Here is an 11,839-nt window from a genome sequence, read left to right as displayed (position 1 = left end):
CCCCCGCCCGCCCACTGCGGCCCCGGGCCGCCCGGCCGGGGGCGGGGGGGGGGCGGCCCGCCATCCGGGGGGCGGCCGGGGGGGGGGGGGGGCGCCGGGGGGGGGGGGGGGGGGGGGTGTGGGGGTCGCAGGGGGAACTGCGTAAGACGTGGCACCTGGATCGGCGGTTCGAGCCGGGGGTGCGGGATGACGGCGCCTACGAGCGGTGGCGCGCGGCCGTCCGCCTGGCCACCGCCGGCACCTGAGCCCGCCGCCGCCCTGCCACCAGACGCGCGGCGCGGGCGTGTGTGCCGCCCTCAGGCGGGTGGGTTCGTGGGGCGCGGTGTCTCCCCGTGCGCGGGCGCGCGCCCCGCGGGTCCGCGGGCGAAGCGGGTGAGGAGGTTGAGCGTGGCCCGCCGGGTGAAGGCCGCGGCGGCGTCCGTGACCCCGTGCCCGCACCCCCGCCCCCGCAACGCGCAAACCCACCGCATGGTCCCCGACGCGAACACCCCCGCCCCGCTGGGGGCCGTGTAATAGGTACTGTGCGACACACTGGCCCGCCCCCCGCACGAGAACGGCGACTCGGCCAGCACCCGCACCCCGTCAGGCGACCCCCGCGACACCCGATCGGTCTCCACCCCGACCATCCCGGGAAAGCGCCGCCCCTCGGTCCCCGCGAAGATCCAGTGCCCCGGCCGGCTCACCCGGTACACCCCGTCGGCGGGAAAGCAGTCGTACATCTGCCCCACCAAAGAGCTCTCCGGATCCGACGCCCGCCACAGCTCGCAGAGCCGTTCCTTGTCGCACAGCACCTGCCTGCCACGCATGGCGATGCGCCAGTAGACGGCGTTGGCGCCGAGGAAGGCCAGGTTCGCGCCGGAGTCCCTGGCCTGGGTGACGGCCCGGCGCATGCCCGGCGACCAGTACTCGTCGTGCCCGAGCGAGAACACCGCGCGGGCGCCGTCCAGCGCGCCCGGCACGAGGTCCAGGTTCGTCAGGTACGCCAGCGGCACCCCGCTCTGCTCGGCCACGGCCAGCGCCTCCTTCTCGAAGTCGAGGAAGAGCCGCGCGCCGGTGCCGTCGTAGGGCCGGTCGAAGGTGACGGCCCTGGAGCGGGAGGCGTACCCGCCGGGGCCGGTGTAGAGGCTGTGGCCGCCCCACAGGTTGTACGCCTGCCAGGTGGTGACCGCGTTGACGATCACGACGCGCCCGGCGGCGGAGGCGGAGCGCACGGTGATCGGGACGTAGCGCTGGGCGCCGGTGGAGGCGTCGAGCCGGACGAGGTAGGCGCCTTCGGGCCAGCCGCCGGTCTCCACGGTCAGCGACGGCGACCAGTGGGCGGCGCTCGCGGTGCCGTTCACGATCCTGGCGGGCGCCTGCCGCTCGCCGCGCACCCGCGCGGACTCCCACACCTTGGACGGGTTGGCGCCCATGCGGAAGGCGCTGGCGGAGAAGCGTGGCGCGGTGGTGGAGACGTGCAGCCGGAACCGCTCCCCCGGCAGCACGCTCACCTCGTCGGCGTAGCCCTCGATCTCGTGCTCGGCGCCGTGCCGGGTGATCCGCCACGACTCCTGCACGTCGCCGACCGGCGGCGTGCCGGCCGACGTGCCGGCCGACGTGCCGGCCGACGTGGCGACCGGCTGGGCGGCCGGCTGGGTCACGGGCGCCTCGGCGGCGGGCGCCCGGCCGCAACCGGCGGCACAGAGGGCGACGGCGAGGGCGAGGGCGAGCAGGATCTTGCGCACCCGCCCATGGTCGGGACCGCGCCCTCCGCTGGGCCGCGACTTGGCGAACTCCTTACATGATCAGCACGCAGGCCGGGCTTTCCACCTCGGACGACTGCCCGTCGGGCTCCGGCACCCCGTCCCTGAGGGTGAAGGAGGTGACGGTGTTGGCGTTCTGGTTGGCCACGTACATGCGCTCGCCGTCGATGGCGAAGTGCCGGGGCCAGGTGCCGCCCGAGGGCACCTCGGCGACGGGCGACAGGTCGGCGGCGCGCAGCACGGAGATCGTGTTCGGGCCGCGGTTGGCGACGTAGACGAAGTCGCCGTGGAGCTCCAGGTGGGAGGGGGCGTTGTCGCCTTCCTGGCGGGAGGCGCGGACGACCGTGCGGCGCTCGCCGTCGATCAGCGTGACGGTGCCGTCGAGCTCGCCCGCCACGTACAGGCGCGAGCCCGCGAAGGCGAAGTGGCGCGGGCCGGTGCCGGGGGCCAGGGTGACGGGCTCCAGCGGGGTGCCGTCGTAGTGGTAGCGGCGGATCTCGTCGGTGCCGAGGTCGGAGACGTGCAGGAGGCCGTCGTGGAAGACGGCCTGGTGGGCGTGCGGCCCTTCCTGGCGGCCGGCGTCCGGGCCCGAGCCCTGGTGGCGCAGGACGATCGGCTCGCCCGCGAACGCGCCCCGCTCGTCCAGCCGGTAGAGGGTGGCCGTGCCGTCGCCGTAGTTGGCCACCGCGAGCAGGCCGCCGTCCGGCTCCACGGCGACGTGGCAGGGGCTGTGCCCCTCGCTTGGGCGCTCGTCCAGCGCGCCGAGCCGCGCCCCGTCCGCCCGGAACGCGCTGAGCCAGCCGCGTTCGAGCTCGCCGACGGCGTACAGCACCGGCAGCGAGGGGTGGGCGGCCAGGAACGAGGGCGCCGTCACCCGGGTGAGGTCGCCGCCGATCGTGACGATGCCAGGGCCGTACCCGCCTATGCGTACGTACTTCACAGCGGGGTTCCTCCTATGGTTGACTGTGGCAATGAGTTCGTTGACAGAAGCAAGGGTTTCTGAGGTCAGAGCCTTCAACCGGTTCTATACGAAGGTGATCGGCGCGCTCCAGGCAGGGATGCTTGACTCGCCGTACTCGCTGACCGAGGTGAGGGTGCTGTTCGAGCTGGCGCACGCCGAGCGGATGGAGACCGGCGAGCTGCGCGGGCTGCTCGGCCTGGACGCGGGCTACCTCAGCCGGATCCTGGCCCGCTTCGAGGGCGACGGACTGGTGCTGCGGGAGCGTTCGGCGAGCGACGCGCGCAAGCACGTGGTCGCGCTCACCGAGGCGGGGGCCGGCGTCTTCGCGGCGCTCGACCGGCGCTCGTCGGAGGAGATCGGCGCCCTGCTCGGCGGGCTCCCGGAGGCCGACCAGGAGCGGCTGGTCGCCGGCATGGCGGCGATCAGGCGGTTGCTGGGCGGCGGGCAGGGGCGCGCGCCGTACGTGATCAGGCCGCCGCGCGCCGGCGACCTGGGCTGGGTCGCCTTCAGGCACGGCGCGCTCTACGCCGCCGAGTACGGCTGGGGCGTGGAGTTCGAGCAGCTCGTCGCCAGGATCGTGGGCGGCCTCGACTTCTCGCGCGACGCCGGGTGGATCGCCGAGGTCGACGGCGAGCGGGCCGGCTGCGTGTTCTGCGTGCGGCAGGACGACACGACGGCCAAGCTGCGCATGCTGCTGGTCGAGCCGTCCGCCCGGGGACTGGGCATCGGGCGGCGGCTGGTGGACGAGTGCCTGCGGCACGCGCGGGCCGAGGGGTTCAAGCGGATCGAGCTGTGGACGCGCGACTGCCTGGAGAGCGCGCGGCGCATCTACCAGGCAGCCGGGTTCGAGCTGGACTCGGAGGAGAAGGGCGTGGAGAACGGGGTCGAGGTCACCGAGCAGATGTGGTCGCGCGACCTCTAGGCCACCAGTTCAGCGGGCCGGCGAGGCGCATCAGGCTCGGCACCAGCACCGCCCTGATCACGGTGGCGTCCACCAGCACGGCCACCGCCATGCCGACGCCCAGCATCTGCACGAACGTCACCGACGCCGTGGCGTAGGCGGCGAACGTGAGCGCCAGGATGCCGCCCGCCGCGGTGATCAGCGGCGCCCCCGACTGCAGGCCCGTGGCCACGGCCGACTCCGTGTCGCCCGTCCTGTCGTACTCCTCCTTGATCCGGGAGAGCAGGAAGACCTCGTAGTCCATCGACAGGCCGTAGGCGACGCAGAGCATCAGGATCGGGATGCTGGGGTCGAGCGTGCCCGTCGGGGTGAAGCCGAGCAGGCCCGACAGGTTGCCGTCCTGGAAGATCCAGACGAGGGCGCCGAACATCACACCGAGGCTCAGCGCGTTCAGCAGAGTCGCCTTGATCGGGATGACCACGCTCCTGGTCATCAGGAACAGGACGGCGAACGTCACGCCGAGCATGAGCGCCAGCAGCAGGGGGAGCCGGTCCACGACGGAGGAGCGGTAGTCGGACAGCTCGGCCGGGTAGCCGCCGACCAGCACCTCGAAGGGCGGCGGCACGGCGCGTACGGTCTCGGCCAGGCGCACCGGGTCGTCGGCCAGCGCCGCCGCCGACGGGACCACCGACAGCCACGTGCCCTGCCCCTGGAACCTGGCCGGGTCGCCGTCGCCGACGCGGGCGCCGCCCGCGTACGAGCCGGCCGCGGAGTCCACCTGCGCCACGCCGGGCAGCCTGGACAGGCCGGCGGCGTAGCCGGAGACGTCGCCCGTGGCGGCGTCCCTGGAGACGAGCTGGATGGCGTCGGTCTCCTCGGCGGGGAAGGTCTGGCGGATGACCTCCTGCGTCTGGCGGGAGGCGGCCTCGGGCGGCAGGACGCGGTCGTCGGCCACGCCGAAGCGCAGCCCCAGGAACGGTGAGGCGAGCACGAGCAGCAGCACCGTGGCCAGCCCGCCGGTCAGCAGCGGGCGGCGCATCACCCGGGTGGCCAGCCCGTGCCAGAAACCGTCCGCCCTCTCCAGCCTGTGATGCTTCGGCAGCATTGTGCCGCCAATGGTGGCCAGCACGGCGGGCAGCACGATCACGGCCGCCACCAGGCCGCCCAGGACGACCGCGATCCCGGCGTAGGCGAAGGAGCGCAGGAAGTCGAACGGCAGCGCGAACAGCACGGCCAGCGACGAGGCCACCGTCAGGCCGCTGAACAGCACCGTCCTGCCCGCGTGCTCGACCGCCCCGGCGACCGCGGCGGCCCGGTCGGCGCCGCGCCGCGTCTCCTCGCGGAAGCGCTGGATGACGAACAGGCAGTAGTCGATGCCTAGGCCGAGGCCCATGGCGAGGGTCAGGTTGAGGGCGAAGGTGGAGATCTCGGCGTACAGCAGGACGCCGCCGAGCAGCGCCAGGCCGATCACCATGGCGTACACGCCGGCCAGGATCGGCACCAGCGCCGCCATGGCGCGCCGCTGGTAGAGCCAGAGCAGCACGAACGCCAGCGGGAAGACGACCAGCTCGGCCCGGACGAAGTCCTGCCTGGCCAGCGGCACGGCCTCCCTGAACACCTCCTCCCCTCCCCCGGCCCGCACCTGGAGCAGGTCATCGCCCCTGGTGATCTCGGGGACGAGCGCGGGCAGGACCCCGGCGCGCACGTGGTCGGCGTCGCCGGGGATGCGCACCACGATCAGCGCGTGCCGGCCGTCCTCGCTGCGCAGGGTGGCGGGCTTGCCGCGGGTCCAGTACGAGGCGGACTCGGCCACGCCCTCGTGGCGGCCGACGCGTTCGGTCAGCTCCCTTCCCGCCGCCTCGATCGCGGGGTCGTCCACGGTGCCGCTGCGCGCCGTCACCAGGAAGATCATGTCGGGGCTGCCGGTGCCGAACCGTTTCTCCAGCTCGGCCTGCGCCCGGTCGGACTCCGACCCCGGCGCCTCGAACCTCGCCAGCGACAGCCCCGAGGCCGCGCCCGCCGCCAGCACGCCGGCGCCGATCAGCAGCGCCAGGGCCAGCGCGAGCACCAGCCTGCGGCGGCGGACAAGCACGAAGCCGAGCCTGCGCAGCGGCGGGCCCTTCGTGGCCGGGCGGGCGGAACGGGCGCGAGTGGTCACCATGAGGTCTCCCCGAAAACTCGGTAAACTGCTCGTGTTTTACTGTCGGACCCAGAAATACAAGTGAATGCTCGTATTTGTCAACGAGGAGACCCATGCCTGAACGCACGGTCCGCCGGCAGGCGCGCGGCCTGAAGCGCATGGCCGAGATCCTCGACGCCGCCGAGCAGGTGGTCGCCGAGGTCGGCTACCCGGAGCTGACCACCAACCAGGTCGCCGCGCGGGCGGGGGTGTCGCCGGGGTCGCTGTACCAGTTCTTCAGGAACAAGGAGGAGATCCTGGACGGGCTCGTCGCCCGCTACACGGTCGACCGGCAGGAGTTCTGGGCCGGACGGCTGGCCGCCGTCACACCGCAGGTGCCGCTGGAGGCGCTGGTGGGGCAGCTCGTGGACGAGAGCGTGCGGTTCAAGAGCGCGTCGCCCGCGTACTGGTCGCTGCTGTACGGCACGGCCACCGGCGACCAGCTCGCGGCGGCGTCGCAGCGGCTGCACGAGGACATCGCGGGGCACATCGCGGACATGCTGCGGCGGCGCTCGCCCGAGCTGTCCGAGGAACGCGCGCGGCTCACGGGGACCATGGCGCTGGCCATGGTGAAGGCGGTGATGCCGATGATCACTTCGGCTGGGCCCGAGCGGTCGGCCGAGCTGGTGGACGAGCTCAAGCTCATGCTGGTGCGCTACCTGGCGTAGGTCGTGGGGCCGTGAGGCGCGCAAGGCGGTCAGGCGCGCGGGGCCGTCAGGCGCGCGGGGCCGTCAGGCGCGCGGGGCCGTCAGGCGCGCGGGGCCGTCACGTGCGCGGGGCCGTCACGTGCGGAAAGGGCCGCTCACCTCGAACGTGTGCCCTTCCGTGCGCCCTCGCCTGGCCGAGAAGTAGAGCCGCTCGCCGCCAGGCGAGAACGCCAGCCCGGTCAGCTCCGCGCCGTCATGCCCCTCCAGCCGCAGGAACGGCGTCACCGCCCGGTCGGGCGCGATCACGTCGATCTCGGCACGCTCCCTGGCGACGTACAGATCGCCGGAGGGGGCGGCGGTGATGGCGCGCACGCCCTCGCAGAGCCGGTCGAGCGTCGAGGTCTGCGCGTCGTACGCCCACAGGCCGGTGTCGCCCTTCGTGGTGAAGTAGCACACCCCGCCCGCGTAGTGGCAGCCGTCGCCGCCGTCGAAGTGGCGGGCGCCCTCGACCTGGTGGCGGGCCTCCTTGAGCAGGGCGGCCGGCGAGGGCACGGCCTGCCAGTGGCCCGAGGCGCACAGCACCTCCAGCGTGCCCTCCGTCAGGTCTCCCCAGTCGCCCGGCCTGAACCGGTAGAAGCAGCCGTCCGGCTCGTCCTCCGTCATGTAGATGACGCGCCGCTCGGGGTCGCAGGCGGCGGCCTCGTGCTTGAAGCGGCCCATCGCCAGGCGGGGGCGGGCGGCGCGGGCGCCGTACGGGTCGCACTCGAAGACGCGGCCCCGGTGGCCCAGCTCGCACGACAGCCAGGTGTGCCACGGCGTGGCGCCGCCGGCGCAGTTGAGATCGGTGCCCGACAGGATGCGGTAGGCGTCGCCGACGCTGCCGTCGGCACGGAAACGCAGCGCCGAGGCGCCGCCGAGCAGGGGCAGCTCGGAGTTGCTCACGTAGATCCAGCCGTCGCCGTCGGGAAAGCAGGCGCCGCCGTCAGGCGCCGCGTGCCAGGTCAGGCCGGCGACCTTCTGGCCGGAGCGGGCCACGACCCGGCCGGTGAACCCTGGGGGCAGCGCCAGACCGCCCGTGCCTGCCAGGCCGAGCGGACCGTACGGGCTGACGCCGCCCGGCACGAGCGGGCCCGTGCGGAGGAGAGTCTTGCGCGACATCGTGGGGCCTCCCTCTAGGTGCCACGCTAGTCGACCGCACCGACATGAATGGCAGGGACTCGCGACATCAAACTCTGCGCAAACCCCGATGGCCGTTCGCCGGGCGGTTGGCGGAGGGCGGCTTTCCGTACAGCCGGCGGGGGTACGCGGGGCGGCGACCTGCCGTCTCATGACGGCGGGGACGGGGGCGGGGACGCACTTCCTGATCGGCGCGAGCGAGGCGCCGGTGACAGCACCATGGCGGACGCGGACACGTCGGGGGCCGGGCGTGGCGGGCTTCGCGGCGAGCCTCGCATCATCGAGCCCGGCATGCGAAAGCCCGGGCGCAGGGCCCGGGCTCTCTTCGCGATGGGTTCAGACATCGCGGTGACCAGCCGGTGTCACCGCTGCGCCTGGAACATCCAGTGCTGCTTGTCGATCTCCTGCGCCACGGCGATCAGCAGGTCCTGGCTGACGGGGTCGGCCTCCTCGGTGGCCCGGATGCGCTCGTACATGCGCTTGCTGACGCCGTCGAGCACGTCCGTGATCGTCGCCAGCACCTTGCCGTCCTCGATCCAGCCGCTCTCCGGCTGCTGGAGCTTGCTGGAGCGGGAGATCGTGGCGGCGCGGCCGTCGGGGTTGACGCCGAGGGCGACGGCGCGCTCGGCGATGGTGTCCATGTGCGTTCTGGCCAGCGCGACGACCTCGTCGAGCTGGAGGTGGATCGAGCGGAAGTGGGTGCCGATGAGGTTCCAGTGCGCCTGCTTGGCGACCAGCGACAGGTCGATGAGGTCCACCAGGGCTCCCTGGAGGGCCTCGGCGACAGTGTTCTTTGCGTCGCCCGAGAGCGGGCCGGTGATGGTAGCCATGTCTAACTTCCTCCCCAGAGGTCGGAATTTACACATTTCACAACGAAAAGGACGCCCCAGATCTTCCGCTCCACGCTGTCATTGACAGTGTAATAGTGACAGTGTCATTGTGAAGTCATGAGTGACACCTGGACGATCGGCGAGCTGGCCGAGCACGCGGCGCACGCCCTGCGCGCCGACGCGCCGTCACCTCCCAACGGGCGGGTCCGCGATGTGCCGGGCGAGCGGCTGATCAGGTGGTACACGACCATCGGGCTGGTGGATCCGCCGCTCACGCGGCGCGGGCGGGTGGCCAGGTACGGGCGGCGGCATCTGCTGCAGCTCGTCGCCGTGAAGCGGTTGCAGGCCGCCGGGCGGTCGATCGCCGAGATCCAGGCGGCGCTGGCGGGGGCCACGGACCGGATGCTGGAGGCGGCGGCGCGCCTGGAGGGCCCGCCGCCGGTGGGCGAGCGCCCGGCCGGTCCCGTGCCCGCGACGGGGGGCGGCGAGGGCGTGCGCGGCCGGTTCTGGGCTGAGCGGCCCGGCAGCGGCGCGACCCACGCCCAGAACCAGGCACACGCCCCGAACCCGGCACACGCCCAGGACACGGCACACGCCCAGGACACGGCACACGCCCAGGACACGGCACACGTGCAGGACACGGCACACAGCGCGGGTGGGCCCCCCAGCACCGGCCCCGCACGACGGAGCGGCGCCGGCAGCCGGGCGGGCACATCACCCGCCCGGCTCGTGACCGGGATCAGGTTGGCGGACGGGGTACGGCTCGTGCTGGACACGACCCGGCCCCCGTCGGAGGAGGACGTCCAGGCGGTACTGGCGGCGGCGCTACCGCTGCTCGCGGTGCTCGAAGAGAGGGAGCTGACATGAGGATCACTTCACTGGAGCCCGCACGGTGCCGGCCGGTGCCGGACGCCGGGTTCGGCGCGCTGCTGACCGAGCGCGGCAACCTGCCGCTGGAGAGCGTGGACGTGACCGCCGGCATCTCGGGCCTGATCGCCGGGGTCGAGGTCACGCAGGGGTTCAGGAACCCGTTCGACGTCACGCTGGAGGCCACGTACGTCTTCCCGCTGCCCGACAGGGCGGCGGTCACCGGCTTCCGGATGGAGGCCGACGACCGGGTGATCGAGGGGGTGCTGAAGGAGCGGGCCGAGGCGAGGGCCGACTACGACCGGGCGCTGCGCGAGGGCAGGCGGGCGGCGATCGCGGAGGAGGACCGGCCCGACGTGTTCACGATCAGGGTGGGCAACATCCTGCCCGGCGAGCGCGTCTCGGTGCGGCTGACGATGAGCCAGCCCCTGCCGTACGAGGACGGGGCGGCGACGTTCAGGTTCCCGCTGGTGGTGGCGCCGCGCTACATCCCGGGCAGCCCGATCGACGGCCCGCCGGCCGGTGACGGCACCGCGCCCGACACCGACGCCGTGCCCGACGCGTCGAGGATCAGCCCGCCGGTGCTGCTGCCCGGCTTCCCCGGCCCGGTGCGGCTGTCGCTGTCGGCCACCGTGGACGCGGCCGGGCTGGAGCTGCGGGAGCTGGCCTCCAGCCTGCACGTGGTCGAGGAGGAGGGCCACACCGTACGGCTGCGCCCCGGCGAGCGGCTCGACCGCGACTTCGTGCTGCGCCTGTCGTTCGACGCCTCCACGGCGCTGCAGCTCGACGGCCGGGGCACGTTCGCGCTCACCGTGCTGCCGCCGCCGCTGCAGGCCGCCAGGACGCCGCGCGACCTGGTGCTGTTGCTCGACAGGTCCGGCAGCATGGGCGGCTGGAAGATGGTCTGCGCCCGCCGGGCCGCCGCCCGCATCGTGGACACGCTGACGCCGCAGGACAGGTTCGCGGTGCTGACCTTCGACTCGGTGGTGGAGCAGGCGTTCGAGGGGCTGGTGGAGGCGTCCGACCGCAACCGGTACCGCGCGGTCGAGCATCTGGCCAGGGTGGACGCGCGCGGCGGCACCGAGCTGCTCGAACCGCTGCGCCAGGCCACTGCCCTGCTGGGCGGCGCGGAGAGCGGGCGCGAACGCGTCGTGGTGCTGGTCACGGACGGCCAGGTGGGCAACGAGGACCAGATCCTGGAGCAGGCGGGCGGCGCGCTGTCGGCCATGCGCGTGCACACTGTCGGCATCGACCGGGCCGTGAACGCCGGGTTCCTCGGCCGGCTGGCCGGGCTCGGGGCGGGGCGGTGCGAGCTGGTCGAGTCGGAGGACCGGCTCGACGCCGCCATGGACGCCATCCACCGCAGGATCGGCGCCCCGCTGGTCACCGACCTGTCGCTCAAGGACCTCGACGTCGAGCCCGGCACGGTGACCCACCTCGGATCGATCTTCCCCGGCGTGCCGCTGCGCGCGTACGGGCGGCACCGCGAGGGCTCCTCCGTCACCGTGCGCGGGACGGCGGCCGGCGCGCCGTGGGAGGAGCGGGTGCCCGGCGTGACCGTGGACAACCCGGCCATCCGCGCCGTGTGGGCGCGTGCGCACCTGCGGGAGCTGGAGGACCGCTACGCCATGGGCGAGCACGACCTGGAGCCGCGCATCGTGCGGACGTCGCTGGAGTACGGCGTGCTCTGCCGGTTCACGGCGTACGTGGCGGTCGACACCAGGCAGGTCGCCGGTGAGGGTCCCGAGCATCGCGTCATCCAGCCGGTCGAGCCGCCGAGCGGGTGGGAGCTGCCGAGCGCGGCGCCTGCGGCCACGTTCGGGGCGGGCATGACGCTGGCCGCCGCGCCGATGGCGGCGCCGAGGATGCGCATGCCGTCGGCCGGGCTCAGCCAGGCCGACCTGGATCAGGGGTTCGCGGGCGGGGGCGGCGCGGAGAGCGGCCCCGCGTTCGGCGGGCCCGGCCGCGGCCTTCCCGCCGCCGGTGGTCCCGTCCCTGGTGGTCCCGTCCCTGGTGGGCCCGTCCCTGGTGGACCCGTCCCTGGTGGGCCCGTGTACGGCGGGGCGCCGATGCCGGCGCCGTCCGCTCCCGCCGGGTCCTGGCGCAAGTCCGGCGGCCGGCCCACGCACCGGCTGGAGTCGGTACGGCCCCAGCTCGCCGCCGAGCTCGACCGGCTCAACGCCCTTCCCGCGCCCGACCTGCTGTACCTGGCGGACCTCGGCACCCGGCTGGCCGCGCTGGCGGCCTTCCTCGGCGGGAACGAGGACCTGGAGGGGCTGGCGCATGAGCTGGAGGGGGCCGAGCGGCCGGGCGCGGACGCGCGGGCGCTGCACGATCGCGCCGTCGAGGTGCTGACCGCGCTCACCGGCGGCGCCTCCCCGTCGCCCGCCCCCGGCCCGGGCAACGCCTCTCCTGGCCCCGCGCCTCAGGACGGCCGCCGCCGCGGCCCGTTCTGGAAGCGAGGCTGATCGAGCACGCCCGGCCACAGGCTACGCGCCGCCACCGCCATGTCGCGGTGGCGGCGCGAACCTGCGCA

Annotated in this window: 10 protein-coding genes; 5 read left to right on the top strand and 5 right to left on the bottom strand. The window is 74.0% G+C overall.

All coding sequences use genetic code 11. The features are described 5' to 3' along the window. The first annotated feature begins 116 nt into the window (after positions 1-116). On the top strand, positions 117-245 hold the full coding sequence (locus FXF51_RS62825; protein ID WP_262379933.1) for a hypothetical protein: 129 nt from the start codon (positions 117-119) through the stop codon (positions 243-245). A gap of 51 nt (positions 246-296) precedes the next feature. Here FXF51_RS62825 and FXF51_RS30310 read toward each other — a convergent pair whose 3' ends face one another. Beyond that, the gene (locus tag FXF51_RS30310; RefSeq protein ID WP_148438093.1) at positions 297-1,724 is read right to left on the bottom strand and encodes a N,N-dimethylformamidase beta subunit family domain-containing protein; all 1,428 of its coding nucleotides are present in this window, start codon (positions 1,722-1,724) and stop codon (positions 297-299) included. 52 nt (positions 1,725-1,776) lie between these two features. Continuing rightward, positions 1,777-2,682, bottom strand: coding sequence for a lactonase family protein (locus tag FXF51_RS30305; RefSeq protein WP_187414648.1), 906 nt, complete (start codon positions 2,680-2,682; stop codon positions 1,777-1,779). Positions 2,683-2,800: 118 nt separating this feature from the next. Between FXF51_RS30305 and FXF51_RS30300 the strand changes: the two genes are divergently transcribed. Further along, the gene (locus FXF51_RS30300; protein ID WP_262379932.1) at positions 2,801-3,625 is read left to right on the top strand and encodes a helix-turn-helix domain-containing GNAT family N-acetyltransferase; all 825 of its coding nucleotides are present in this window, start codon (positions 2,801-2,803) and stop codon (positions 3,623-3,625) included. Here FXF51_RS30300 and FXF51_RS30295 read toward each other — a convergent pair. Then, complete coding sequence (locus FXF51_RS30295; protein ID WP_148438090.1) at positions 3,594-5,765, bottom strand: MMPL family transporter; 2,172 nt, start codon at positions 5,763-5,765, stop codon at positions 3,594-3,596. The genes FXF51_RS30300 and FXF51_RS30295 overlap by 32 nt on opposite strands. Positions 5,766-5,857: 92 nt before the next feature. On the opposite strand from FXF51_RS30295, the gene FXF51_RS30290 reads away from it, so the two are divergent. Further along, positions 5,858-6,451: a TetR/AcrR family transcriptional regulator gene (locus FXF51_RS30290; RefSeq protein ID WP_148438089.1), complete on the top strand. Its 594-nt coding sequence runs from the start codon at positions 5,858-5,860 to the stop codon at positions 6,449-6,451. Positions 6,452-6,565: 114 nt separating this feature from the next. On the opposite strand, the gene FXF51_RS30285 is transcribed toward FXF51_RS30290, so the two are convergent. Further along, positions 6,566-7,588, bottom strand: coding sequence for an alkaline phosphatase PhoX (locus FXF51_RS30285; RefSeq protein WP_148438088.1), 1,023 nt, complete (start codon positions 7,586-7,588; stop codon positions 6,566-6,568). Positions 7,589-7,968: 380 nt separating this feature from the next. Further along, positions 7,969-8,436 carry a Dps family protein gene (locus FXF51_RS30280; RefSeq protein ID WP_148438087.1) on the bottom strand — a complete coding sequence of 156 codons (468 nt, stop codon included), beginning with the start codon at positions 8,434-8,436 and terminating at the stop codon, positions 7,969-7,971. A 117-nt stretch (positions 8,437-8,553) separates the two neighbouring features. Between FXF51_RS30280 and FXF51_RS61045 the strand changes: the two genes are divergently transcribed. Both FXF51_RS61045 and FXF51_RS30270 read left to right on the top strand, forming a co-directional pair. Further along, positions 8,554-9,303 (top strand): MerR family transcriptional regulator, encoded by a 750-nt coding sequence (locus FXF51_RS61045; RefSeq protein ID WP_187414647.1) that lies wholly within the window; start codon positions 8,554-8,556, stop codon positions 9,301-9,303. Continuing rightward, positions 9,300-11,771 carry a VIT domain-containing protein gene (locus FXF51_RS30270; RefSeq protein WP_148438086.1) on the top strand — a complete coding sequence of 824 codons (2,472 nt, stop codon included), beginning with the start codon at positions 9,300-9,302 and terminating at the stop codon, positions 11,769-11,771. The genes FXF51_RS61045 and FXF51_RS30270 overlap by 4 nt, the downstream gene beginning before the upstream one ends. Positions 11,772-11,839: the final 68 nt, after the last annotated feature.

This window comes from Nonomuraea sp. PA05 (assembly GCF_008086045.1).
Taxonomy (GTDB): domain Bacteria; phylum Actinomycetota; class Actinomycetes; order Streptosporangiales; family Streptosporangiaceae; genus Nonomuraea; species Nonomuraea monospora.
The sequence above is the reverse complement of the archived record's forward strand: the minus strand, read 5'-3'. Positions and strand labels throughout refer to the sequence as shown.